Annotated in this window: 21 protein-coding genes and 1 riboswitch; of the genes, 1 reads left to right on the forward strand and 20 read right to left on the reverse strand. The window is 32.6% G+C overall.

Going from position 1 to position 25,803, the window contains the following annotated elements; genetic code table 11:
- Window positions 1–111: 111 nt before the first annotated feature.
- From groES to C661_RS0100885, 13 genes are all read right to left on the reverse strand, one after another.
- A complete protein-coding gene (gene groES, locus C661_RS0100825) occupies window positions 112–396 on the reverse strand; it encodes a co-chaperone GroES (protein ID WP_017413396.1) in 285 nt (94 codons plus the stop codon).
- Between the two features lie 198 nt (window positions 397–594).
- Window positions 595–1,320, reverse strand: a complete 726-nt coding sequence (locus C661_RS0100830; protein WP_017413397.1) for a TVP38/TMEM64 family protein — start codon at window positions 1,318–1,320, stop codon at window positions 595–597.
- 49 nt (window positions 1,321–1,369) lie between these two features.
- The gene (locus tag C661_RS0100835; protein WP_017413398.1) at window positions 1,370–2,251 is read right to left on the reverse strand and encodes a DNA-3-methyladenine glycosylase family protein; all 882 of its coding nucleotides are present in this window, start codon (window positions 2,249–2,251) and stop codon (window positions 1,370–1,372) included.
- A gap of 520 nt (window positions 2,252–2,771) precedes the next feature.
- A complete protein-coding gene (gene gltA, locus C661_RS0100840) occupies window positions 2,772–4,160 on the reverse strand; it encodes an NADPH-dependent glutamate synthase (RefSeq protein WP_017413399.1) in 1,389 nt (462 codons plus the stop codon).
- Window positions 4,160–5,026: a sulfide/dihydroorotate dehydrogenase-like FAD/NAD-binding protein gene (locus C661_RS0100845; protein ID WP_017413400.1), complete on the reverse strand. Its 867-nt coding sequence runs from the start codon at window positions 5,024–5,026 to the stop codon at window positions 4,160–4,162. Before C661_RS0100845 ends, gltA begins: the two co-directional genes overlap by 1 nt.
- Before the next feature lie 367 nt (window positions 5,027–5,393).
- A riboswitch (glycine riboswitch) is annotated at window positions 5,394–5,496 on the reverse strand.
- Window positions 5,497–5,951: 455 nt separating this feature from the next.
- Window positions 5,952–7,118 (reverse strand): iron-containing alcohol dehydrogenase, encoded by a 1,167-nt coding sequence (locus C661_RS0100850; RefSeq protein WP_017413402.1) that lies wholly within the window; start codon window positions 7,116–7,118, stop codon window positions 5,952–5,954.
- Between the two features lie 344 nt (window positions 7,119–7,462).
- Window positions 7,463–8,488, reverse strand: coding sequence for a pyruvate kinase (locus C661_RS0100855; RefSeq protein WP_017413403.1), 1,026 nt, complete (start codon window positions 8,486–8,488; stop codon window positions 7,463–7,465).
- Between the two features lie 230 nt (window positions 8,489–8,718).
- Entirely contained in the window at window positions 8,719–9,567 is an 849-nt protein-coding gene (locus tag C661_RS0100860; RefSeq protein ID WP_017413404.1) for a 3-hydroxybutyryl-CoA dehydrogenase, read from the reverse strand.
- Window positions 9,568–9,739: 172 nt separating this feature from the next.
- Window positions 9,740–10,747, reverse strand: a complete 1,008-nt coding sequence (locus C661_RS0100865) for an electron transfer flavoprotein subunit alpha/FixB family protein (protein WP_017413405.1) — start codon at window positions 10,745–10,747, stop codon at window positions 9,740–9,742.
- A 23-nt stretch (window positions 10,748–10,770) separates the two neighbouring features.
- A complete protein-coding gene (locus tag C661_RS0100870) occupies window positions 10,771–11,553 on the reverse strand; it encodes an electron transfer flavoprotein subunit beta/FixA family protein (RefSeq protein WP_026050886.1) in 783 nt (260 codons plus the stop codon).
- Between the two features lie 13 nt (window positions 11,554–11,566).
- Window positions 11,567–12,706 carry an acyl-CoA dehydrogenase gene (locus C661_RS0100875; RefSeq protein WP_017413407.1) on the reverse strand — a complete coding sequence of 380 codons (1,140 nt, stop codon included), beginning with the start codon at window positions 12,704–12,706 and terminating at the stop codon, window positions 11,567–11,569.
- A gap of 53 nt (window positions 12,707–12,759) precedes the next feature.
- On the reverse strand, window positions 12,760–13,539 hold the full coding sequence (locus tag C661_RS0100880) for a short-chain-enoyl-CoA hydratase (RefSeq protein ID WP_017413408.1): 780 nt from the start codon (window positions 13,537–13,539) through the stop codon (window positions 12,760–12,762).
- Window positions 13,540–13,784: 245 nt separating this feature from the next.
- The gene (locus tag C661_RS0100885; RefSeq protein ID WP_017413409.1) at window positions 13,785–14,423 is read right to left on the reverse strand and encodes a redox-sensing transcriptional repressor Rex; all 639 of its coding nucleotides are present in this window, start codon (window positions 14,421–14,423) and stop codon (window positions 13,785–13,787) included.
- Between the two features lie 433 nt (window positions 14,424–14,856).
- Between C661_RS0100885 and abc-f the strand changes: the two genes are divergently transcribed.
- Window positions 14,857–16,770: a ribosomal protection-like ABC-F family protein gene (gene abc-f / locus C661_RS0100890; RefSeq protein ID WP_017413410.1), complete on the forward strand. Its 1,914-nt coding sequence runs from the start codon at window positions 14,857–14,859 to the stop codon at window positions 16,768–16,770.
- Window positions 16,771–17,388: 618 nt separating this feature from the next.
- On the opposite strand, the gene kamE is transcribed toward abc-f, so the two are convergent.
- The 7 genes from kamE to kce form a co-directional block, all read right to left on the reverse strand.
- Window positions 17,389–18,180, reverse strand: coding sequence for a lysine 5,6-aminomutase subunit beta (kamE, locus tag C661_RS0100900; RefSeq protein ID WP_017413412.1), 792 nt, complete (start codon window positions 18,178–18,180; stop codon window positions 17,389–17,391).
- Window positions 18,180–19,736 (reverse strand): lysine 5,6-aminomutase subunit alpha, encoded by a 1,557-nt coding sequence (gene kamD / locus C661_RS0100905; protein WP_017413413.1) that lies wholly within the window; start codon window positions 19,734–19,736, stop codon window positions 18,180–18,182. The genes kamE and kamD overlap by 1 nt, the downstream gene beginning before the upstream one ends.
- Entirely contained in the window at window positions 19,726–21,207 is a 1,482-nt protein-coding gene (kamC, locus tag C661_RS0100910) for a lysine 5,6-aminomutase reactivase ATPase KamC (RefSeq protein WP_017413414.1), read from the reverse strand. The genes kamD and kamC overlap by 11 nt, the downstream gene beginning before the upstream one ends.
- Window position 21,208: 1 nt before the next feature.
- Window positions 21,209–22,234 carry a lysine 5,6-aminomutase reactivase subunit KamB gene (kamB, locus tag C661_RS0100915; RefSeq protein ID WP_017413415.1) on the reverse strand — a complete coding sequence of 342 codons (1,026 nt, stop codon included), beginning with the start codon at window positions 22,232–22,234 and terminating at the stop codon, window positions 21,209–21,211.
- Window positions 22,235–22,274: 40 nt separating this feature from the next.
- On the reverse strand, window positions 22,275–23,522 hold the full coding sequence (gene kamA, locus C661_RS0100920; RefSeq protein ID WP_017413416.1) for a lysine 2,3-aminomutase: 1,248 nt from the start codon (window positions 23,520–23,522) through the stop codon (window positions 22,275–22,277).
- A gap of 189 nt (window positions 23,523–23,711) precedes the next feature.
- The gene (gene kdd, locus C661_RS0100925; RefSeq protein WP_017413417.1) at window positions 23,712–24,755 is read right to left on the reverse strand and encodes an L-erythro-3,5-diaminohexanoate dehydrogenase; all 1,044 of its coding nucleotides are present in this window, start codon (window positions 24,753–24,755) and stop codon (window positions 23,712–23,714) included.
- A gap of 197 nt (window positions 24,756–24,952) precedes the next feature.
- On the reverse strand, window positions 24,953–25,783 hold the full coding sequence (gene kce, locus C661_RS0100930) for a 3-keto-5-aminohexanoate cleavage enzyme (protein ID WP_017413418.1): 831 nt from the start codon (window positions 25,781–25,783) through the stop codon (window positions 24,953–24,955).
- Window positions 25,784–25,803: the final 20 nt, after the last annotated feature.

Here is a 25,803-nt window from a genome sequence, read left to right on the forward strand (position 1 = left end):
TCCTTCTTATTAGTCTATTAACTTTAATTTCTCATTTTCAGTAATTTTGCTTTGCAGCAACTTTACTATTTAATAGCTCTACTACTTAGCTTACTGTGCAGCAACCTTTTACTACTCAATTACTGCTAATATATCGTCTTGTCTTAAAATAATGTATTCTTTACCTTCAAATTTAATTTCACTTCCAGAGTACTTTGAGAATAGTACCTTGTCTCCTACCTTTAACTCCATTTTAATGTCCTTGCCATCAACATAGCCTCCTGGACCTACCGCTACTACTTCTGCCTCTTGTGGTTTTTCCTTTGATGCGCCTGGTAGAACTATTCCACTTTTAGTCATTTCCTCTGCTTCTAATCTTTTAATAACAACTCTGTCTCCAAGTGGTCTGATGTTCATAAAAAAACCTCCTTAAGTTTATAATTATATAAATTTTATAATATACTCTTTGTTAGCACTCATCACTATCGAGTGCTAATTACAATATTTATAATAAAGAAAACTTCCATTATTATCAAGTGTAATCACATTATCCATTAGCCCAAATTTAGCCATTATTCCGTTTTATTTCGATTTATCTCTGTATTTCTTATATTATCACTTTTTCTCTTTATGCATTCTATGAAAAAAGTCAATAATGCTATGTCCTTTCCAAAATCCAAGGATAAATAAGGCTATAGCTACTATAGCAATTATTATCATGGAGGAATAGTTTTCCATATGTATTCCTTCGCCGAAAAATGCTGATGCAAGTATCCACGGAAATCTTCCTATTGAAGAATAAAGTATAAAGTCTACTAGGGTTACATTTGACACCCCAGCTACATACACCAGTACATCCTTAGGTATTCCAGGTATTAAATAAATTATGAGAATTACAATTTTATTGCTTCCTGCATCAAGTACTTTTTTAAATCTTTTTAGATTTCTTTTCTCAATCATCCTTATTACATATTTTTTTATGAAGTATTTTGCAAATAAATATCCTAGGGTACTCCCCATCAAAATCCCGGCACTAGATAATATACTACCCCACAGGGCCCCAAATATGTATCCTCCTGCCACCTGAGTTACTTCACCTGGTATAAAAAATATTACAACTTGAATTATTTGGATTAACACAAACATTATTATGCTAAAAGATCCATAAGATAATATCCACTGCTTAAATTCTTCTGGATTTCTAAACATAGTTGAATGTCTAAAAAACAACTGATAAGCTCCTATAATTAATGGAATTGAAATAAGTATTAAAAAAATTTTCAACCTATTTTCTTTTATTTTATCCTTTGTTAATCGTAACCAGTTCTTACTTTTTTCCATAGATATTCTCCTATTAAACTTACAAAATTTAATATAAGCATAAAAAACTTTAGTCTATTTTAATATTGTTTTCCCTTGCATAGTAAAATAAGTATTGTTGTGCAAAACCAGAAAGCTCACCAAATTTTTCTCTTCCGAAGGCTCTTATTTTAGGTAGGGATACATCAGGAGCTAAATAAAAAAATTGCATAGCTCTTTTTACCCACACATCTACAGGGAAAGCTGAATACTTTTGCATAGAAAATAACATTATACAGTCAGAAACTTTAGGGCCAACTCCGTTAAAGCCTTTCAAGCCCTCATGACAGTCATCATCACTAAGACTTTTTATATGTTCTAAACTCCTTGTACCTTCTACCACACTTTTAATTCCATCGATTATATACTTAGCTCTAAAACCTACCCCTAATGCTTCTATTTCTTCCATAGTAGCCTTCTCTAGTGCTTCTGGTGTAGGAAAGGTGTAATAAGTCTTTCCATTGTACTCTAATTGATTTCCATAGGTTTTACTTATGTTTTCTATAGCTCTTTTTATCATAGGTATCCTATTATTAGCTGAAGTTATAAAGGATATTAAGATTTCAAAAGGTTCCTGCTGAAGTAGCCTTATACCATAACCAAAATCTACAGCTTTTTTAAGAAGTGGATCTTTGCCTAACTCTTCTTTTATATCACTATAATTTCTTCTTAAATCAAAGTAATCACACCATATACTATTAAAATCTTCTAAATTAGTGTTGTGCAATATAACATCCTTATCACATTTCTCTACTTCTATAACCTTACCAAAGGCTACCCCTATATAATTATCATTGCTTTGCCTATGCCATCTAAAACATTGACCACAATCAAATATATGAGGAAGTTCAAAACTTGTTACTCCTTTTAAAATAACTTTGCCTTCTTCTTCTATTAATTCTTTAAAGTCCATGGTATCACTCCATTCCATATACAAATATTTCTAATTATTAATTCTATGATAATATCCAAAATGGATTAAGTAAACTTAATTTTTATTAGATAATGAATAAGTTAATCTTGTGGAGCTTCTTTGTAAGCTGCTTTGGACTAAACATAGGTACTTTGTGAACAAACTGCCTTTGCTACATCAAAGCAACTTACCTAGGCTAATGAGCTGCAAGGCTGGCCAACACCCCCTTAAAGAAAGTTACCTACTTGAAGCTTCCAAAGTTTTGTTAAACTAAGAAAAGTAATGCTATGAATATTCTCAACATCACTGGTATAAATTATTCCATTAAAGTTACTATTTATCTAATATAGTAACTCCTTCATTAGCAATTACTCTATTGATTTGAATCTTCCCTACTGTGATTTTCTTTGAGTTTATTTTACTGACTCCAAAATCCTTCTTCAACTTATATTTAAAATGAAAATATGTTTAAAATAAAAAGGCCGCCAAAATGGCGACCTTTTATAATTAATTCTAATTATTATTGTTGTTCAGAAAGTTGAGTATCTATAGCTTTAGCAGCCTTCTTACCAGCTTCCATTGCAAGTATAACTGTTGCAGCACCTGTTACAGCATCTCCACCAGCATATACTTTAGATTTTGAAGTTAATCCTGTTTCTTCTTCAGCAACTATACACTTCCATTTATTGATTTCAAGTTCTGGAGTTGTTGCTGGAATTAATGGGTTTGGTGATGTTCCTAGAGACATAATAACAGTGTCGCAATCTAATGTAAACTCAGAGTTTGGAACAACTTGTGGTCTTCTTCTTCCAGATGCATCTGGCTCACCAAGTTCCATTCTTACGCACTTCATTCCTTTAACCCAACCCTTTTCATCTCCAAGTATTTCTACTGGATTTACAAGAAGGTCTAGAATAACGCCTTCTTCTTTAGCATGATGAACTTCTTCAACTCTTGCTGGTAATTCTGCTTCACTTCTTCTGTAAACAATATGAGTTTCAGAACCAAGTCTTAATGCTGTTCTTGCTGCGTCCATAGCAACGTTTCCGCCACCAACTACTGCTACAACCTTACCAGATTTGATTGGAGTTGAATATTCTTCTTTGAAGGCTTTCATTAAGTTGTTTCTTGTTAAGAATTCATTAGCAGAGAATACTCCATTTAGGTTTTCTCCTGGTATTCCCATGAATTTTGGAAGACCTGCTCCTGAACCTATGAATACTGCATCAAATTTCTCATCATTGATTAACTCATCTACAGTAACTGTTCTACCAACAACTACGTTAGTTTCAATTTTTACACCTAATTTTCTAAGGTTATTTATTTCATGTTTAACTACTGTATCTTTTGGTAATCTGAATTCTGGAATTCCATAAACTAAAACTCCACCTGGTTCATGTAATGCTTCAAATACAGTTACATCATAACCCATTTTAGCAAGATCTCCAGCACAAGTTATTCCTGCTGGACCTGAACCTATTACAGCTACTCTTTTATCCTTTTTCTCAACTTCTTTTGTTAAATCTACATTGTTTTCTCTTGACCAGTCAGCAACAAATCTTTCAAGCTTACCAATAGCTACTGATTCTCCTTTTATTCCAAGAACACATTTACTTTCGCATTGTAATTCTTGAGGACAAACTCTTCCACAAACTGCTGGAAGTGCTGTATATTTATCTAAAGCTTTTGCAGCTTCTGCAAAGTCCTTATTTTTAACATGTTGTATAAACTCTGGTACATCTATAGATACAGGACATTTACCAACACATGGTTTGTTTTTACAATTTAAACATCTTGAAGCTTCTTGAACAGCTTCTTCTTCTGTATATCCTAAACAAACTTCTTGAAAGTTTGTAGCTCTTACTTTTGGGTCTTGCTCTGCAATTGGAGTTCTTTTCATTCTATCCATTATGCATTTCCTCCTCTTCCACAACCTGGTTTCATAGTATCTTTATTAACTTCCTCATCTTTATACATTGATAATCTCTTAAGAGCTTCATCAAAGTTAACTTTATGTCCATCAAATTCTGGACCATCAACACAAGCAAACTTAGTTTCATCTCCTACAGTAATTCTACAAGCACCACACATTCCAGTTCCATCAACCATAATTGGGTTTAAGCTTACTATAGTTTTAATTCCTAGCTCTTCAGTTAATTTACATACAAATTTCATCATTATCATTGGTCCTATAGCAACAACTAAGTCATATTTTTTACCTTGGTTATTTACTAAGTCCTTTAATTTTTCAGTAACTAATCCCTTAAAGCCATGGCTACCATCATCAGTAGTTACATAAGCATTGCCTGCAACTGCTGTCATTTCTTCTTCTAAAATTACCATATCCTTAGTTTTATATCCCATGATAACATCAGCTTTTATTCCTTGCTCATGTAACCATTTAACTTGAGGATATACTGGTGCTGTACCAACTCCCCCAGCAATGAATATTATGTTTTTATTTTTTAATTCTTCCATATCCTCATGAAGAAGCTCTGATGGCATTCCTAATGGTCCAACAAAGTCATAAAAACTTTGTCCTACCTCATAATTTGCCATATCCTTTGTAGTACATCCCATAGTTTGAACTACAATTGTAACTGTTCCTTTTGCTGGATCCGTATCGCAAACAGTTAAAGGTACTCTTTCACCCTTTTCATCCATTCTAATAATGATGAACTGACCTGGTTTTGCAGATTTAGCTACTCTTGGAGCTTCAACTTTCATCATGAAAATTGAAGGAGTTAAAAGTCTTTTCTCAACAATTTTATACATAATACATCCTCCACATCTAAACATTTGTTTAATATTAAAAATATTTAAATTTATTTGTCTACAAATTATGAATCTTTAACAAATTTTGCTAGGTTTCCAACTAATTAACCTGTCAATATGTCCCATTATCCTATATTAGTATAACTCTATAAGCAGTTATATAATACATCAATGTTAAACATTGAACAAGTTCATTGTTTTCACAACTTTAGAAGGATTTTCAAGTTCTACTAAAGTTTAGTTTTCATCCCAAAACTCTTAGTTAAAGAGTGTGAGATATTTATACTTTCAAAATACCGTTAAGGTTTACATTTGAAAAATTACATAAAAAATAGACAATATGTAAAACCACATTAAAAAACAATGCTATTTACATCCTGTCCTTTTACCTGAAAGTTTCCCTAGGGCTCTTATCCTTCCCTAAGTTTCTTCTTCGATGTCCAATTTTGGATCTCTCCAGGGTCGTGTCTGATTATTGTATCTTACCTGAAAGCTTTTGAATAAGTCATAGCATAGCTTATCCATTTCTTCTACGGTTACCCCCTAATATAGAAGTATCTCCAATAACCATCATCCACTCAATATTCACATTACACATCTATTTTATAGTTTTATTTAATACTAGTCAATATGAACATGCTGTAGAAAGTGTGAATATTTTCAAAACATGAATAATGCTGTCATCTACTGTCACTTTTTATTTCTTAATACTATTAAGTTATTGTATGAAACTTTCTTGATTTCCATAAAGGGAATCAACGTTAAGACTTATCTTGTACATTGTTTTTACTTTGTCTCCCTTATGCTTCTGGGTTGTAAGTAGAATATATTATCATAATATAACCCTATATTTTTTGAAACCATTTTCAAAAAGCTACAAATTGTAGCCCCCTATGAAAAGCTCCATAGAGGGCCTTTAATTCTCTTAGAAATTTACTTTTGTTCCATTATATATGCAAGTAAATAATTTCTTCATTTCTTCTACTGTTATTGCTCTTGGATTTGAGCCTGTGCAAGCATCTCCAATAGCATTTTCAGCTACATAATCTAAGTTATTATTAAAGTCTTCTTCATTTATTCCATAAGCTTTTAAAGTTGTAGGAATATCCATAGTTTTGTTTAAATCTTTAATAGTATCTGTTAATGCATCAACTAACTCTTCATCAGTATTTCCCTTTAGCCCTAAATTTCTTGCTATAGTAGCATATATATCCATGCAAGCTTTCTTGTTAAAGTCTATTACATAAGGTAAGAATACAGCATTAGCACATCCATGAGGAATATGGAATACTGCTCCTGTTTTGTGAGCCATAGAATGAGTTATTCCTAGTAGTGCATTTGAGAATGCCATACCAGCTAAACATTGAGCTATATGCATGTTATCCCTAGCTTTTCCATCTCCATTATAAGAATTTAATAGATTTTCTTTTATCATTATAATAGCTTGCATTGCAAGTGGATCTGAGAATGGCGATCTTAATGCTGCTACATAAGCTTCAATAGCATGAGTTAATGCATCCATACCAGTGTAAGCTGTTAATTGTTTTGGCATTGTCATAGCGATTTCTGTATCTAAAATTGCTATATCTGGAGTAATATTGAAATCTGCTAATGGATATTTTATTTTCTTTTTATAATCTGTAATTACTGAAAAAGCAGTTACTTCTGTTGCTGTACCACTTGTTGATGGTATTGCAATAAATCTTGCCTTATTTCTTAGTGTAGGAATTGTAAATGGATCCTTTATATCATCAAAAGTAATTTCTGGGTGCTCATAGAATACCCACATGGCTTTAGCTGCATCAATCGGTGATCCCCCTCCAATTGAAACGATCCAATCTGGACCAAAGTCTCTCATTACCTCTGCACCTTTCATAACTGTTTCTATAGATGGATCTGGTTCTACTCCCTCGAACAGTCTAACTTCCATTTTTGCTTCTTCTAATAAGTTTTTAACTTTATCTAAAAAACCAAACTTTTGCATTGAGCTTCCGCCAGTAACAATAATTGCTTTTTTCCCCTGTAAAGTTTTTAATACTTCTAAGGATTTTTCTCCAAAATAAATATCTCTTGGTAATGTAAATCTGTTCATAAATACCCCTCCTATGTAATCAGCTTATGAATTTTAAAGCTTCTTAAAATTTAAAATAGGAATAGTTAAATAATTAACTATCTTATAAATTAATTATAGTACAACAAGTTTAGGAAATCAGTATTTTTAACCAAATTAATAAAAACTTAACAATTAACTGCTAAGTTTTTATTAATTCAATATACTTAAAACATTCACAATGACTTATATATGATTTTAATGGATAATCATTTGTTAAATATGTAACACTTTTTCTTATATTAATTACCTATTCGTCATCAAATTACAAAAATTTCAGACCTTTAGTATATCATTTAGTACCCTTTAGCTTTTTAAGCTATACACTATTTGTATTTATGAATAAGCTCCTTTAAAAAAGTAATAGTTTCTATTGGATACCTTCCTACAGATACCTCACCAGCAAGCATAACTCCTGTTACTCTGTTATTTATGAAGTTATATAAATCATTCACTTCTGCAATGCTAGGCACTAGAGAATATTTCATAGACTCTAACACATAGGTGCCTATAATAAATTCTTTTTTACTTTTCTTCATTATACTTATTAATTGTTGCTGCACTTTTGGTATATCAACTAAATCAAGCTCTGCAGATAAGTCTCCTCTTCCTAGAATTATCCCATCTACTGATTTCAATATATGCTCAAAATTTCTTATTCCTTCTCTACATTCAACTTTTGCCCATACTTTAGGAAACTTGTATTCAGTGTTCTTTCTAACTAATTTACCAATATAAGCTTTCAGCTCCTGTATATTTCTCTCAGAGGTCACATAAGAAAGACATATTATATCTACCTTGTTCTTAAGGGCAAAGTTTACATCTTTTTTATCTTTTGAGGTAAGGTTCATTCCTTTTCTGTCTATACCCGGCACATTGATGCCTTTTTCTCCCCTTATAATTCCCCCTCTTACCACCACCGTTTTTATTAGCTCTTCCCCTGCTATTCTATGATTAACCTGAAACTCCATAGTGGCATCCTTCATTAGTATTTTTTCCACTCCATAAAGAAGAGAAAAATTTCCCTCAAGTTTTATAGGCACTAAAGTTTCATTTTGAAACCCTTGCCAATTTTTTGCATAGAAGTTTTCACTACAAAACATAACTTTTTCGTTACCCTCTACCTTAATTGCTTTGTTAAACAGGTTAGATATTCTAATTTTATTCCCTTGTAGATCTGCAATTATCGGTACCTTAGGATAATTTTTCTTAGTATAATCTATAAGTTCTTCTGCTAAATCATAATTTATATGAGAAAAGTTGAACCTCATCATATTCAAGCCAGCTCCAACTAATCTATCTACATCCTCTTTTTCTCTCACATTAGGTCCTATCGAACAAATAATCTTCATATTATACTCCCATTTTACTAAAATAAACCTGAAAAAAAAATTACAATATATTCTAATTATAACATATCCAAAATAGTTGGCTATAATCAAAAACTCATAAAAAAGCCCTAGATTTCTCTAGGGCTTCCTAAGTAAACCTAAAGGTTCTAGCTTTACCTGGGGTTCTTTTATTTATACAGCAAAATCAAAGATAAATAAAAGAATATAATATACTGTTTTGTATAATTAGATTACTTTTGATAGTTGTGGAAGCCTCTTCCTGTTTTTCTACCAAGGTATCCAGCTCTAACATACTTTCTTAGAAGACTGTGAGCTCTGTATTTTGTATCTCCAGTTTCCTTATATAATACATCCATAATAGCAAGACAAACATCAAGTCCTATTAAATCACCTAATGCTAATGGGCCCATTGGGTGATTTGCTCCAAGCATCATAGCTTTATCGATATCCTCTGCATTTGCAATTCCTTCTGCAAAGATTCCTACAGCTTCATTAATCATTGGAACAAGTATTCTATTAACTACGAATCCAGGAGCTTCTGCTACCTCTACAGGCTCTTTGCCCATTGCTAAAGTTAATTCCTTTATAGCATTATAAGTTTCTTCCGAAGTTGCCATTCCTCTTATAATCTCAACAAGCTTCATTATTGTTGCAGGGTTGAAGAAATGCATTCCTATAACTTTGTCTGGTCTTAAAGTTGCTGTAGCTATTTCAGTTATTGAAAGTGATGAGGTATTTGTAGCTAAAATTGCTTCTGGCTTACAAATCTTATCTAAGTCAGCAAATATTTGTTTTTTAATTTCCATATTTTCTACTGCTGCTTCAATTACTAAATCTACATCATCTAATAGGTTTAAATTAGTGGTTCCACTGATTCTTGATAATATATTTTCAACTTCTTCATTTGTGATTTTCCCTTTTGCTGCAAGCTTTTCTAGACCTTTTTTTATTCCTGAAATTCCTTTTTCAACGAATTCATCCTTAATATCTCTGATGATTACTTCAAAGCCTTTTGCAGCAAATGCTTGAGCTATTCCAGCTCCCATGGTGCCAGCACCAAGAACACAAATTTTTTCCATAATATAACACCCCTTTAGTGAATTTTATATTTTAAAAATCTCAATTTAAATATGAGCTTTTTATTTATATATATTTTTTTAGTTGAAAAAACTATATATCTTCCATAACTATATTACCATAACTTTCATATTAAAATAAACCCCAATACTCCTAGAGCATTGGGGTATATTACTATTTTTGCATTGCTTTGTATTGAGCAGTAAGCTCTGGAACTATTTTAGTATAGTCTCCAACTAATGCAACATCTGCAATCTTCATGATTGGAGCATCTGCATCTTTGTTTATAGCTATGATAAAGTTAGAATCTTGCATTCCAGCTAAGTGCTGAATTGCTCCAGATATACCACAAGCTATATAAATTGTTGGTCTAACTGTTTTTCCTGTTTGTCCTACTTGAACTGATTTATCAACCCAGCCATTATCAACAGCTGCTCTTGAACCAGCTACTGAACCGCCTAGTGCATCAGCAAGGTCTTTTAAAACTGAGAAGTTTTCTTTAGAACCTACACCTCTACCACCAGCTACGATAAATTCAGCTTCAATGATATCTTCAACTTCTTTAGCTAATTTAACAACTTCTAAAACTTCTGTTCTTATATCTTCTTTAGCTAATGAAAGGTTAGCTTTTTCTATTTTAAAGCTTCTGTTTTCATCTCTAGTTAATTTCTCGAAAACTCCTGGTCTAACAGTAGACATCTGTGGTCTATGATCTCCACAAACGATTGTAGCCATTAAGTTTCCACCGAAAGCTGGTCTTGTCATTAATAGGTTGCTGTTTTCTGGATCTATATCTAATGATGTACAGTCAGCTGTAAGTCCTGTAGATAATTTTCCAGCAACTCTTGGACCTAAGTCTCTTCCTATATAAGAAGCTCCTATAAACATGATTTCTGGTTTCTTTTCATTGATTAAATCAGCTATAACTTTTGCGTATCCATCAGTAGTATAGTGGCTTAATAACTCATGATCAGCAACTAAAACCTTGTCTGCTCCAAAAGCACCTAATTCTTTAGTCATTTCTTCAATGTTTTTATGTCCAAGAAGTAATGCAGTAAGCTCTACTCCTAATTTATCAGCGATTTCTCTACCTTTTCCAAGTAATTCTAATGCAACATTTTGAAGTTCTCCATCTCTTTGCTCAGCAAAGACCCAAACTCCTTTATAATCTCCTATATTCATAGTAATTCCCTCCTACTTATATCCTAGATGAAGTGTTTTTCTTTTAGTTTAGATAATGCGATTTGTGCAGCTTCTTTTGGTGATACATTGTAGATCTCACCTTTGCCTTTTGCTTCTTTTGCCCAAGATCTTTTAACTTTTGTAGGTGAACCTTTTAATCCTAAAAGAGCTACATCTACATTAATATCTTGTACAGTCCAAACCTTTATCTCTTTTTCTTTTGCTAAAGAGAATATGTTTTTAATATTCATGTATCTTGGAAGGTTTAAAGTTTCGATAGCTGTTAATAGAACTGGAGTTTGAACTTTGATATACTCATATCCATCTTCCCAAGCTCTTCTAACTTTTAATCCATTCTCTTCTACTTTAACTTCTTCAACATAAGTTATTTGTGGAAGGTTTAAATGTTCTGCTATTTCTGGTCCTACTTGAGCTGTATCTCCATCTATAGCTTGTCTTCCTGCGAATATGATATCATACTCTAAATTTTTAATAGCAGCTGCTAAAGCATGTGAAGTTGCAAGAGTATCAGCTCCTGCGAAAGCTCTATCAGTAACTAATATAGCTTCGTCTGCTCCCATTGCTAATGCTTCTTCTAAAGCTACTCTAGCTTGTGGTGGTCCCATTGTTATTATAGTAACATGAGCACCATTTTCATCTTTTAATCTTAATGCTTCCTCTAAAGCATTTTTATCATCTGGATTTATTATTGAAGGAACACCATCTCTTATAAGAGTTCCTGTTTTTGGATCTATTTTAACTTCATTTGTATCTGGAACTTGTTTTAAGCAAACAACTATTTTCATCATTAATTCCCTCCTACTTTAAGACGTTAGCTGAAATAACCATTCTTTGAACTTCTGAAGTTCCTTCATAGATTTCAGTTATCTTAGCGTCTCTCATCATTCTTTCTACTGGGTATTCTTTTGTATATCCGTATCCGCCGAAGATTTGAACTGCTTTAGTTGTAACTTCCATAGCTACTTCTGATGCATATAATTTAGCTCTTGCAGCTTCTAATGAATAAGATACTCCTTTATCTTTGTTGTTAGCAGCTTTGTAAACTAATAATCTAGCAGCCTGAACTTTAACATCCATATCAGCTATCATCCATTGTAATCCTTGGAATGCAGCAAGTGGTTTTCCGAACTGTTTTCTTTCTTTCATGTAAGCAACTGCTTCATCTAAAGCTCCTTGAGCTATTCCTAGTGCTTGAGCAGCTATACCAATTCTTCCACCATCTAGAGTATTCATTGCAACTCTAAATCCTTGACCTTCTTTTCCAAGCAAGTTTTCTTTTGGAACTATACAGTTTTCGAATACTAACTCAGTTGTTGAAGATGCTCTTATTCCTAATTTCTCTTCAACTTTTCCTATTGAGAAACCTGGGAAAGATTTTTCAACGATGAAAGCAGATATTCCTTTAGTTCCTTTTGATTTGTCTGTCATAGCAAATACTATGAATATATCTGCAACACCACCATTAGTGATGAATATTTTAGAACCATTTAATATATAGTTATCACCATCTAAAACAGCTGTAGTTTGTTGTCCTGCAGCATCTGTTCCTGCGTTAGGCTCAGTTAATCCGAAAGCACCTAGTTTTTCACCTTTTGCAAGTGGTACTAAGTATTTTTCTTTTTGAGCTGGAGTTCCAAAAGCATATATTGGTGAAGCACCTAATGAAGTATGAGCTGATAATATAACTCCTGTTGATCCGCATACTCTTGAAAGTTCTTCTACAGCTATTGCATAAGATAGGTTGTCTCCACCTGCTCCACCTAACTCAACTGGGAATGGAATACCCATCATATGGTATTTAGCCATTTTTTCAACATTTTCCATTGGGAATCTTTCAGTAACATCTATTTCAGCAGCAATTGGTTTTACGTCAGTCTCAGCGAATTCCCTTACCATTTTTCTTACAAAATCTTGTTCCTTAGTTAGTGAAAAGTTCATTTCCCTTTACCTCCTATAATTTATACATTTATAGTACTATTTCTACTCGTACCTTATCTATTTTTAAACGTCTTATCTCTTTTCTCAACAAAAGCAGTCATACCTTCTTTTTGGTCTTCTGAACTAAAGCAAAGTCCAAATACTTCTGCTTCATAAGCTATTGCACTATCTATATCCATTTGCATTCCCTTATTTATAGCAGTCTTGCATAACTTAACAGCTATAGGGGCATTTTTAGCTATTTTACTTGCCATTGCTTTAACTTCATCTAATAAAACTTCTGGTTCAACTACCTTATTTACTAGACCAATTCTTAAAGCTTCCTCAGCAGTTATAATATCACCTGTGTATATTAATTGCTTAGCCATTCCTTCACCAACTAATCTAGCTAATCTCTGAGTTCCGCCAAACCCAGGGGTTATTCCTAGACCAACTTCTGGCTGTCCGAATTTAGCCTTTCCTGAAGCTACTCTTATATCACAAGCCATTGAAAGTTCACATCCACCGCCTAGAGCAAAACCATTAATCGCAGCGATAACTGGTTTATCTAAGTTCTCTAGTTTTCTAAAAACTCTGTTTCCTAGCACTCCAAAGTTTCTTCCTTCCATCGGATTTAAATCTTTCATTTCTGATATGTCTGCACCTGCAACAAAAGCCTTACCTTCTCCTGTCAAAACAACTACATATACTTCATCATCTTGTGCAATAGTATCAATAACATTATCTAATTCTTTTAAAGTTTCAGAGTTTAAAGCATTTAATGCCTTTGGTCTGTTAATCTTAACTATCGCTAAATTGCCTTCTTTTTCAAAGATGATATTACTATAATTCATTCTTTTCATCTCCCCATGAATCTTTTCCTTCATAATTTGTTAATTTCGTAACAAATTGAAGTAAAAAATAATTGAAGCATGTTTGCCTCAATTATTATTATATAAGGTATTTAATAACATTTCAATATGAATTGTTATTTTTTTTACAAGATTTAAAAAATATTTATATTTATTTAAATCTTTATCAGTGTTAAGACTTATATTACTGTGAATTCCTAACACCATTGTATATTTCTGTCGGAAACTTAGCTCAATTCTTGCTCATTTAGCAAATAACTTAGAGTCATAAGACTTTCACTTAAGTGAACATTTTCCACTATTACGTCATTAGGTACTTTTAAGTCTACAGGGGCAAAGTTCCAAATTGCCTTAACTCCATTTTTAGTTACTACATCACTAACATTTTGCGCTCTATTCTTTGGCACACATAATATAGCTATATCAATTTTGTTTTCTCTTAAAAATCCTTCTAGATCATCTATATCTTGAATTTCTATATCTCTAATTTTAAGTCCTATTAATTTTACATTGATATCAAAAATTCCTTTTAGATTGAAGGACATTCTTTCGAATTTAGTATAATTCGCAATAGCCTGACCTATGTTACCAGCACCTACAATTACAGTGTTATACTCTCTGTTCAGTCCTAGTATACCAGCAATTTGATGTAATAGTTCTTTAACATTATAACCATATCCTTGCTGACCAAAATCTCCAAAGCAATTTAAGTCCTGTCTTATTTGAGATGCAGTGAAGCCTATCTTTTCACTTAGTTCCTTTGAAGATATTCTATCCACATCATTTTTGGCAAGTTCATTTAAGTATCTATAATACTTTGGTAACCTCTTTATTACTGCCATAGAAATATTCTTTTTTCTTTCCAATGTTTCCACCCCTAACTTAGTATTGTAATATTTTACTCTTGTATTTTCAAATCAACCACTGCATTTTTACTGCTTAAGTTCATCATAAAATTTCCTTTGTATGTAAATACCCTTGTTAAAACTTTTTAATTACTATCTTTAGTATTACCTATTATTCAAAATCCCTATAACACAAAATAATATAATTTATCCATACTTTTTCTATATATAACTATCATATTACAAATATTTTAGTACAATTTAATAATTAACTAAAATTATGTATAAATATGTATTAATTCTCAATTATATATTATATCACCAAATTAAGATATACGCTATATTTTTTATAAAATTTACATTAATGTTCGGTAGGTTTTATCATATATATTAACTTTTACTACAAAAATCCTTTCATTCGTAGTAAAATATATAATCAAGGACGGTGAACAACATGATAGTTTTAAGTTGCAAGAATCTTCATAAAAGCTTTGGTATAGATGTAATTTTAAAAGATATTACTTTTAATATAAATGAGGGCGAAAAAATAGGATTAATCGGTTCAAACGGTGCTGGTAAATCTACTTTATTTAAAATATTAACTTCTCAACTAGAGCATGATAGTGGAGAGTTATTTATAGATAGATCTAAAAAACTTGGATACCTATCCCAAAATCTGGCTTTAGAATCAGAAAACTCTATTTACGAGGAGCTTCTTTCTGTTTTTAATAACCTATTATCAATGGAAGAAAAACTTAAAGCCCTAGAAATAAAAATGAATGAGCCCTATGATGCCTCTAACGAAGCTTATCACAATAAAATATTCGCAGAGTATACAACTCTTACCGAGGTATACGCAAACAATGGTGGCTATACCTATAAAGGTGAAATTAGTAGAGTATTAAAAGGACTAGGTTTTACAGAAGAAGATTTCAATAAATCTATTAGCATACTTAGTGGTGGTCAGAAGACTAGAGTAGCCCTATGTAAACTTCTTCTAACTAGCCCTGATATTTTACTTCTAGATGAGCCTACAAACCACCTTGATTTGGATGCCATAGAATGGCTAGAAGAGTATCTGAAGGCTTATAAAGGTACAATGATTATCATATCCCATGATAGATTTTTCCTAGATGCTATAACTAATAAGACCTTAGAACTAATTAATGGTATTATAGACAGCTATAATGGCAATTATACTGCATTTATAGAACTTAAAAAGCAGAACTATGAAGTAATGCTTAAAGCCTATAATCTTCAACAAGCTGAAATTAAGAGACAAGAAGATATTATTACTCGTTATAAATCTTTTAATAGGGAGAAAAGCGTAAGGGCCGCAGAGAGTCGCCAAAAGGCACTAGACAAAGTAGAACGAATAGATGCTCCTCACAAGGAACAAAAGGCTTCTAGAATAAAATTTGAAACTCAAATTAAAAGCGGAAACGATGTGCTTTATATCGAAAACTTAGCAAAGTCCTTTGGTGAAAAGTTATTATTCCAAGGGTTAAACATGGATATTAAAAGAGAAGAAAAGCTTGCTCTCATAGGGGAAAACGGTCGCGGTAAAACCACTTTATTTAAAATCATTATGGATAGATTACCAAGCGATACTGGAATTAAAGTTCTAGGAAAGAATGTTTTCTTAGGTTATTACGACCAGGAACAATCTAACTTAAATCTAGATAAGACAATTCTAGATGAAGTATGGGATGACTTCCCAAATATGACTACCACAGAAATTAGAAATGCTCTAGCAGCATTTTTATTCACAGGTGAAGATGTATTTAAGCAAATATCCACACTTAGCGGTGGGGAAAGGTGCAGAATTAATCTTTTAAAACTTATGTTATCTAAAGCTAACTTTCTTTTATTAGATGAACCTACAAACCATTTAGACATTATGTCTCGTGAGGCTTTAGAAGATGCAATTACAGATTATGATGGAACCATAATTGTAATTTCCCACGATAGATATTTCTTAAATAAAGTTATTAACAAAATCTTTGAACTTAAAGAAGATGGAATTAAGGAGTATCTTGGAAACTACTCTTACTATATAGAGAAAAAGAAGAATCCATTAAGATTTAAGGAAGAAGAAGAATATGATGGTTTAACTAAAACTCAAATTAAGTTAGACAAAAAGAAAAAGAAAGAACTAGAAAAAGTAGAAAAGGAAAAGAAAAACAAAGTAAAATCTATAGAAGATAACATTGCTAAGCTTGAAGAAGCCCTAGAACAGCTCCAATCAGAATTATGCTTAGAGGAAGTATATTCTAACCCTGAGAAAAGTATGGAAGTAAACAAATCCATCTCTCAGGCTCAGGAATCACTTGAGGAATTATATGCTCAATGGGAAACCATAATTTAAGGCTTCTTGGAAAGGGTGTTTCTATTTTCTTTTTTACTAAGTAGCTAAAATTCTTTTCAAATTCTTTCAACGGCATCCTTCTAGCACTTAAGAGAAGAAGAATAAGCAAAATTAAAGAAATCATGTCAGTACTATCCTGATATGATTTCTTTAATTTTAAATATGATTTGCTCTACTTTATAATCATAGTAGAACTACTTAACAGTTACAAGTTAAGATTTTTCAATCCTTATTCAAACAGTTTATTATTAAATAATAATCCAACGAATTGTCAATGATATTTAAACCTAAATAATTATCTCTTTTATGTTTGAACTTTTTTCTCAAGTCTTCCACATATTGTTTTACAATAGAACTAGCTAATATCATTATTTCATCACCTTAACTTAAATTTATTAGAGACCTATTGTCATAAATCATAATAAGAAATGAGTTATATATTTGTTTACTTTTGTCTCTATTGTTATTATGCACAGAAAACTACATATTATTACACCAATTTACAATATTCATACCTTATTACACTTTAAGGTATGAAAAAACACAGGAAAACTCCTGTGTTTTAAAGATTATATATATATATTAAAAAGGGTTATATACTTGTAAAATATTTTTAAACTATTTATTTAGACCTCTTGCAACCATTTCTGTAACTGCGAAAGAAGCTACATCATCTGCATATTTACCTGGTCCGAATCCAGCATCATATCCAAGCTCTTTAGCAAGCTCATGAGTTATTCTTGGACCTCCACACACTAAAATAACCTTATCTCTTATACCTTCTGCTTCTAAAAGCTCTACAAGGTTAGTTAAGTTTTGGATGTGTACATCCTTTTGAGTAACTGTTTGAGACACTAAAAGTACATCTGCTTTAAGCTCTATAGCTTTTTTAATAAACTCTTCGTTTTCAACTTGGCTTCCAAGGTTGTAAGCTTCTATCATTTCATATCTCTCAAGGCCATAGTGTCCTGCAAAGCCTTTCATGTTCATGATAGCATCTATTCCAACTGTGTGAGCATCTGTTCCTGTTGACGCTCCAATAATTGTAACTTTTCTTCCAATATGCTCTTTTACATACTCAGAAACTTGTTTCATATCCATTGTATCTACCTCAACTGTTTGAACATGGATTTCATCATAGTTTACAGTATGTTGTAGTGAACCATAAACAACATAGAAAGTAAATTCTACATCTAAAGCTTGGTGATTAGCAACGTTAGGATCTTTTAAACCCATAGCTTTAGCTAGTTGTGCTGCAGCTTCTATTCCTCTTTCATCATCTTTAACTGGTAGTGTAAAGCTCACTTGAACTTTACCATCATTCATAGTATCTCCGTAAGGCTTAAGCTTAGTTAAGTCTAAGTTTGTATCAAAGTCTCTTACTTCAGTAGAATATAATCCGCCGCTCATTATTTGTTACCTCCTAACATTAATTCTATGAATGGGTTGAAGTATCCATTTTCGATTTCTACAACGCCATTAAGACCTTTTCCTCCAGTAAGTGGTCTTTTTATACCTGCAAACTTACCTTGCTCAAGAGTTCTAAATAAGCCTTCTTTTTCAATTTCTCCAATTAAATCAGCTGCCTTATTTAATACTTCATCAACTCTTGTTTGCATGATTCCACCTTCTTTGAAAGTGATTTCAGAACCAAGGTCCTTCATAGTATTAAAGATGTATTGAGCATTATCTATAGAAATAGCTCTATCACTCATAAATGGAGTATGAATAGCTTCTGTCAACATTCCAAGTAAGTGTAATTTTTGAGAAGTCATTATTGTAACCATGTTAAATAACGCATCTTGAACTTGTCCTTTGAATATATCTCCAGTCATGAACTTAGTTGGTGGCATGTATTTTAATGGTGCCTTAGGGAATATCTCTCTAGCCATTTGTGCTTGTGCAAGTTCAAATAAGAATCCATTTTCAACTTTTGGATCTATTTCAAACGCATGTCCAAGCCCCATTTGCTCTTCTGGAAGTCCAGCAACTAAAGCAAATTGCTCGTTTATAAATTGAGAAGCAAGTACTGTATGAGCCTCTTCTACAGCATCTGCAGTTGTTAAATAGTTATCTTCTCCAGTGTTAATTATAACTCCAGCAAAGCCGTTAATTATTCTTGAGAAGTACTGGTCAACTATAGTTCTTTGCATATTTATATCTCTAAATAGTATTCCGTATAATGCATCATTAAGCATTACGTCTAATCTCTCTAAAGCTCCCATAGCTGCAATTTCTGGCATACATAAACCTGAACAGTAGTTACATAGTCTTATGTATCTTCCTAATTCTTCACCTACTTCATCAAGAGCTGATCTCATAAGTCTGAAGTTTTCTTGAGTTGCAAAAGTTCCTCCGAAACCTTCTGTAGTAGCTCCATATGGAACATAGTCAAGTAAGCTTTGTCCTGTTGTTCTAATAACAGCAATTACGTCTGCTCCTTGTTTAGCTGCAGCTTTAGCTTGAATTATATCTTCATAAATATTTCCTGTTGCAACAATAACATAAAGATACGGACCTGTTTTATCCCCAAATCTTCCAAGGTATTCTTCTCTTTTACCTCTATTAGATCTTACTCTTTCAACTGCTGCTTTTGCTACCTTATCAACAGCCATTTTAATTTCAAATTCATCGTGCATTGGTAATTTTGTTAAATCGATTTCACCTTTTGCTACTTTCTCAGCTATTTCTTGTGGAGTTAATCCTGTTTCTATCATAGCATTTCCAATGAACTTAGAAGCTCCTAATGCTAATCCATTACCTTTTGTAATATTTTCTACCACAACGTTTGGTAGTGGTACTCCAAACTCATCAACACCATCTATTCCTAATAATCTACACACTGTTCTCTCTACAGCTACAGTTGTATGTTTATCTATAAAAGTTTGAGTATCTTTAGCTATATTTCTAGCAGATGCTCTTGCTTTTTCAACCACTTCCCAATTTAAATTTAATTTACTTTCCATGGTTATCCTCCTCATCATAATAAGTTTTTGCGATATTTACTATGTCTTCTTCAAGCCCTAAAAGCATTGCTATATTAAGCGCATCTTTTGGAACTTTATTTTCTTTAGAAACTCTTTCTAGTTTGTATTCCATATGTTCTTGAATTATCTCCACAGAATGAGTTTTATTTAAATCTATTTTATATTTTAAGCTTTCAAAGTCCACATTTTTAAGCCCTGTCACTTGATAGTGATCCATGTTATCTTCCACTATACCATCATAGTGAGTGGAAATTATGCTTACAGTTTGGTACTTTGTAAGGTATGTAGCTAGGGATTTTACTAGGTAATATCCTTCTTTAGGATTAGTTCCTCTTGCAAATTCATCTAGCGCTACAAAGCCATTGCCTCTTTTAACGCATTCCACTACTTCTTTCATCTTAATTATTTCTGCCCCAAAGGTACTTAAGCCTTTTGAAATTGACTGCATATCATCAGAAACAAAATGAATAAAGTCAAGCACTGGAAAGCTAGCTTCTTTAGCAAACACATAAAAACCCATTTGCCCTAAGAAAAGATTTAAAACAATAGTTTTTAAAGCAACAGTCTTTCCTCCCATGTTTGCACCAGTTATTACTGTAGTACCGCCCTTGAGCTCCATGGTTACAGGAGTAAACTCTTTTCTTTTCTTATTTAAGATACTCTTAATTTCTGGATTGAAAGCTTCTCTTAAACTAATATCCATATGTTGTATAATGCTAGGTTTTACACAACCATACTTTATAGCAAGCTTTGCTTTTGCAATCAACAAATCAAGAACCCCAACGGATTTTATGTTTTCTTCCATGTCTCTTGCATAATCTGAAAGCCTTAAAGTTAATTCTTTTCTAATTTTTAGCTCTTCTTCTTCTTCTAAAATAACTAAATCTAATCGCTGCTGTTTTAATTTAGATATCTCCACTTCATCTTTAGAGCCAAAAATTTCTCTTTCTTTTTGTCTTTTAAATTCTCTTATATCCCTAAGTTTTTCACTATACTCTTCATAAATATAAAAAGTAGACATCTTTTCTTTTTGAGGATTTAAAATATTCAAAGGTTCTTCTAAAGAGTTGAACTTAATTTTAGGAATATTTAAGTTCAATCTCTCTAAAATAAGCCTTAGTTCTTCACTCAAAATTGAAAAGTATTTTATCTCATATAGTTCTACTTCATCTAAAGTATCTTTTTCCCTACATCTAGTAATAGATGCTTTAATATCTTTTATCTTACAAAACACTCTTCCGATTTCACAAAAATCGTCTTCATTTTCCTCTATGGATTTTATAAGATTTTCTATATCCTTAAGCTCTTGCTCTAGCTTATGGCTTTCACTAACTTTGTAAGGCTTTATAAGCTTTTTTTCTTCTATGCCGTAAAAAGTAGTTATTTCTAATTCATCCATTACAAAAGAAAACCCAATTTGTTCTCTTTGTTCATTATCTAAAAATTTCATATTATCGCCCTCCAACCACGTCAAACACTGGTACAGCTAGGCACTGTCTTAATCCTTCTAAAAATTTGTCTTTGTCAAACTCATAGCCGTAGGGAGACTTTGGGTTTGCTGTAACACAAACAACATTGATAGGATTAATAACCTTAATAACCCCTCCTTGTTTTTGGAACTTGTAAAGTGTATCGCTAGTTAAAAACACCTTAGTTCCATCTTCCACAAGGAAATTAATGTTTTTGTACAAACTTGTAGTTTTCATAATATCATCTATAAGTTTATCTGAAATAACACCTTTTATAACAACATAGCTTACAGTTTCATCTAGAGCTTCTACAATTTCTTTCGATGCCTCTAGGGCGGTTAAAACTTCCAATGTTTTATAGGTGTTATTTTCATAAATTATACCAACTCTTCCTTGACTTAAAATGTGATTTCCAAGTTTTATTATAGAATTGTTTTCTTCATGGGGTAAGCTTAACAATTCAACGGTATGCTTTGTTTCTTCTATAACTTTTCTCATACTTCTAGATAACGCAGCCCCAGTAGATAAAATCGTTGCTTCTGTTATGGCGGGAGATGCAAAGGTTTTTCTACTTAAAGCTCCATCAATTATAACTAGTTCAGAGTCCAGAGATAAAAGTTCCTCTCTTATTTCTGCTAAATAAGAATTTAGGGAAGGCCCACCTAAATCTACATAACCATCACTTAATGCTCTACAAATAATTACTTCACCCATAGGGGTATGTATCCCTGTAGATCTAATAATTTCTTTAGTTATATCACTATTAAATAGGCATTGTTTTGCAGTTGCTAAAACAGTGCCTTCTTCAATGTAAATCTTGGGTTTTTCTGTAGCTGTAACCCTATCCACTTCTTCTCCATCACGTCCAATAGAAGTAAGGCCCAGGGACACTTTGCCCCTGGCTTCCTTCAATATGTGGTTTAAAGTAGTAGTTTTTCCTACATTTTTATTCATACCTATAATAGAAACACTATTATAGACTTTTATTAATTTCAAAATTTCATTCATGTAATCCCTCGATTCCTGAAAATCCTGGATTTTCTAAGAATTAGTGTGAATGTCTTTCATTTCTTTCTAAGCCGATTGGCTCTAAAGCTAACTTTTCTCCATTAAGAAGTCCTGCAACACCAACTTTATGAACTTCTTTCTTACCTGTGCAAACATCACAAGTACATCCTGGAGTGTAGTCTGTTGGTTGAGAGTAAGTTGTAATAACTCCCTCAAAGTTTCTTAATATTACTTTGTCATGGCTTTGAGAAATAATGTAGTTAGGCATTACTGGAGTTTTTCCACCACCGCCTGGAGCGTCAACAACAAAAGTTGGTACGCAATATCCTGAAGTATGTCCTCTTAAGCCTTCAATGATTTCAATACCCTTAGAAACTGGAGTTCTGAAGTGCTCTAGTCCTAGTGATAAGTCACATTGATAAATGTAGTATGGTCTAACTCTCATTTTAACTAATCCATGTACTAAATCTTTCATTACATGAACACAGTCATTTACTCCTCTTAAAAGCACTGATTGGTTTCCTAGTGGAATACCTGCATTAGCCATTCTCTCACAAGCAGCTTTTGCTTCTTCAGTTATTTCATTTGGATGGTTAAAGTGAGTGTTTAACCAGATTGGGTGATATTTCTTAAGCATATTTACAAGGTTATCAGTAATTCTTTGTGGCATAACTACTGGAACTCTTGATCCAAGTCTTATAATGTCAACGTGTGGGATTTCTCTTAATTTGCTGATGATGTACTCTAAAGTTTCATCATTAACAAGTAGTGCATCTCCACCTGATAAAAGAACGTCTCTTACCACTGGATTGTTTCTGATGTACTCTATAGCTTTATCAATTCTTTCCATAGGCATAGCATCATCTTTTTGACCAGCAAATCTTCTTCTTGTACAGTGTCTGCAGTACATTGAACATTGGTCAGTTATTAATAATAATACTCTGTCTGGATATCTGTGAGTTAATCCTGGTACTGGTGAATCAGTATCCTCATGTAATGGATCTTCTAAGTCAGCAGCAGCTCTGTGTGTTTCAAGTCCTGTTGGAATTGCTTGCTTTCTAACTGGATCTTCTGGGTTAGTTGGATCGATTAGAGATAAGTAGTATGGAGTTATAGCCATTCTTAATGTTTGAAGGCATTTTTTAGCTCCCTCTTCTTCTTCTTCAGTTAGTGGAATATATTTTTTTAATTCCTCTAAAGTCTCTATTCTGTTTCTTGTTTGCCATTTCCAATCATTCCATTGTTCATCAGTTACATTTGGAAATAATTCATGTCTACGATTAATCATTATTTTTCCCCCCGCATATTTAATATAATCTATTTAATTATTTTTAATACTTTTTGCAGGAAACCAAGATGACCACTAAGCTATTAACCCAATCTTTCCTTAGTTTCCCTATTTTTTAGATTTCATATGCCCAACCTTAAAACTGAAAGCCTATAATCATATATTTCTTAATGAAAAATTCGATTTATATTATACGTATAATTCTTCAAACATTTTTCTTAAGTTTTCGTTTTCTCTTAACTCTTCTAAAGTTATTTCAGCATGTCCTTTAGTGTATCCGTTTCCTATAATCATAGTTACGTCTTTACCAACACCTTCAGCTCCTAATGCTGCTTTTGTAAAGCTTGTAGCCATTGAGAAGAAATAAACTATACCATCATCTTTAACTGGTAATATAGTTGACATCTCAGTGTTTGCTACATTTACACAGTTGATAGAAACATCAACTTCTTTTCCATTGTTGTTAGCCATAGCCATATTCATAACTTCTACTGGCTTAGTAGCATCACCAATAACTATTATTAGTCTTTTTCCAAAATCTAATTTTCTTAATCTTGAAGCTTCTTCTTCATTTCTTACAAGAGCTATAACTCTTCCAGTTGGTCCAACTCTCTTAACACCTTCATAGCAGCAAAGCATTCCTGATTTTCCTGCTCCTCCTAGTATTAAAACTGTTTGTCCTGGAGTAACAAGTTTAGCAACTTGCGCTGGTGCTCCTGCAACATCTAATGCAGCTAATGCTAATGTTTCTTCCATATCTTTTGGAAGTTTTGCATATAGTCCGCTTTCGAAAAGAATAGCTTTTCCTTTGATTTCAACTCTATCGATATCTGGTTTAATATCTATTATTTCATCAATTCTTAATGGAGTTAATGAAAGTGATACTAATGTAGCAATTTTATCTCCAACTGCTAAATCAGTTGTTCCTTCTAATGCTTCTCCGATTTTTTCAATTGTTCCTATAAGCATTCCACCTGATCCTGTAACTGGGTTTTGCATTTTTCCTTTTTCAGCTACGATTTCAAGAATTTTAGCTTTTATTTTTTGAATATCATGATTAGCTTCTTCCTCAATTTGAGTAAAGCTTGCTGAGTCAATGTTTAAAGCTTGAACATCTATTAAAATTTCATTATCATAAATGTCCATGTTATTGTCTATTTTCACAGCTGGTTGTGGTAATACTGATTTTGGTTCTATAACTCTATGAGTTCCATATTTACATCCCTTTTTCATTTTTAAAGACCCCTTTCAATGACAAAATTATATATCTTAAACCTGTAATGGTTTGATGGCATCTGAAAACAAATAGTAAGTCAAAGATGTGAAGGATATTTTCAGTTAGACAAGGAAACAGGTTCCTTAGATAGTGGAGCTATCTAAGGGTTCTGTTGACGCAGTATAACAGAAAATAGCCAAGCATACTGACTTATTTATTTTTTGAAGGTGCCTAATCCTAAGATTTCTCTTGCTTCTTTTGGAGTTGCAATCTCTCTACCTAGTTCTTTTGCAAGTCTTACTACCTTCTCAACAAGAACTGCGTTAGATTCTGCCATTTCTCCCTTTCCAATATAGATGTTGTCTTCAAATCCAACTCTAACATGTCCACCAGCTACAATTGACATTGCTGCTAATGGGAATTCATATTTTCCTATTCCTGCTACACTGAAAGTATTACCTGCTGGAATACTTTCCTTCATGAATAAGAAATCTCTCATATCTCCAGCGATACCACCATTTACACCCATAACAAAACTAAAGTGCATTGGTGCTTTTATGTATCCCTTTTTATGAAGTCTTAAAGCCATATCTATCATGCCTTTATCAAAAACTTCAATTTCTGGTTTAACTCCCATTTGGATCATCTTTTCACCAAAGGCTTTTATATCATTTTCAGTATTAACAAATATTTCATCTCCACCGAAGTTACAAGTTCCACAATCTAATGTAGCCATTTCTGGTGCTAGATCTACTGGCTGTAATCTTTCTTCATTAGTCATTCCTACTGCTCCACCTGTAGAAGGCTGAATGATAACATCTGGACATCTTCTTCTTATTTCTTCTATGCACTGTCTAAATCTCTCTCTGTCCTGAGTAGGTGTTCCATCATCTTTTCTTACATGAAGATGAATGATACTTGCACCAGCTTTGTAAGCCTTTTCAGCTTCATTTCCAATTTCCTCAACAGTATAAGGAACATTTGGATTGTGCTCTTTAGTAACTTCTGCTCCACAAATAGCTGCAGTTATTATTAACTTTTCCATAAAACTACCTCCAAGCTTTG

It is taken from the genome of Clostridium tunisiense TJ (genome assembly GCF_000300195.1).
In the GTDB taxonomy this organism is placed as follows: Bacteria; Bacillota; Clostridia; order Clostridiales; family Clostridiaceae; genus Clostridium_J; species Clostridium_J tunisiense.

Coding starts and splice junctions, on each gene's coding strand:
- groES (WP_017413396.1), bottom strand. CDS start 396: ATGAACATCAGACCACTTGGAGACAGAGTTGTTATTAAAAGATTAGAA.
- C661_RS0100830 (WP_017413397.1), bottom strand. CDS start 1,320: ATGGAAAAAAGTAAGAACTGGTTACGATTAACAAAGGATAAAATAAAA.
- C661_RS0100835 (WP_017413398.1), bottom strand. CDS start 2,251: ATGGACTTTAAAGAATTAATAGAAGAAGAAGGCAAAGTTATTTTAAAA.
- gltA (WP_017413399.1), bottom strand. CDS start 4,160: ATGGATAGAATGAAAAGAACTCCAATTGCAGAGCAAGACCCAAAAGTA.
- C661_RS0100845 (WP_017413400.1), bottom strand. CDS start 5,026: ATGTATAAAATTGTTGAGAAAAGACTTTTAACTCCTTCAATTTTCATG.
- C661_RS0100850 (WP_017413402.1), bottom strand. CDS start 7,118: ATGAACAGATTTACATTACCAAGAGATATTTATTTTGGAGAAAAATCC.
- C661_RS0100855 (WP_017413403.1), bottom strand. CDS start 8,488: ATGAAGATTATTTGTTCGATAGGACCTAATGTGAGAGAAAAAGAGGAT.
- C661_RS0100860 (WP_017413404.1), bottom strand. CDS start 9,567: ATGGAAAAAATTTGTGTTCTTGGTGCTGGCACCATGGGAGCTGGAATA.
- C661_RS0100865 (WP_017413405.1), bottom strand. CDS start 10,747: ATGAATATAGGAGATTATAAAGGAGTTTGGGTCTTTGCTGAGCAAAGA.
- C661_RS0100870 (WP_026050886.1), bottom strand. CDS start 11,553: ATGAAAATAGTTGTTTGCTTAAAACAAGTTCCAGATACAAATGAAGTT.
- C661_RS0100875 (WP_017413407.1), bottom strand. CDS start 12,706: ATGAACTTTTCACTAACTAAGGAACAAGATTTTGTAAGAAAAATGGTA.
- C661_RS0100880 (WP_017413408.1), bottom strand. CDS start 13,539: ATGAATTATAGTAATATCATCTTTGAAAAAGAAGGCAATTTAGCGATA.
- abc-f (WP_017413410.1), top strand. CDS start 14,857: ATGATAGTTTTAAGTTGCAAGAATCTTCATAAAAGCTTTGGTATAGAT.
- kamE (WP_017413412.1), bottom strand. CDS start 18,180: ATGAGCGGCGGATTATATTCTACTGAAGTAAGAGACTTTGATACAAAC.
- kamD (WP_017413413.1), bottom strand. CDS start 19,736: ATGGAAAGTAAATTAAATTTAAATTGGGAAGTGGTTGAAAAAGCAAGA.
- kamC (WP_017413414.1), bottom strand. CDS start 21,207: ATGAAATTTTTAGATAATGAACAAAGAGAACAAATTGGGTTTTCTTTT.
- kamB (WP_017413415.1), bottom strand. CDS start 22,234: ATGAATGAAATTTTGAAATTAATAAAAGTCTATAATAGTGTTTCTATT.
- kamA (WP_017413416.1), bottom strand. CDS start 23,522: ATGATTAATCGTAGACATGAATTATTTCCAAATGTAACTGATGAACAA.
- kdd (WP_017413417.1), bottom strand. CDS start 24,755: ATGAAAAAGGGATGTAAATATGGAACTCATAGAGTTATAGAACCAAAA.
- kce (WP_017413418.1), bottom strand. CDS start 25,783: ATGGAAAAGTTAATAATAACTGCAGCTATTTGTGGAGCAGAAGTTACT.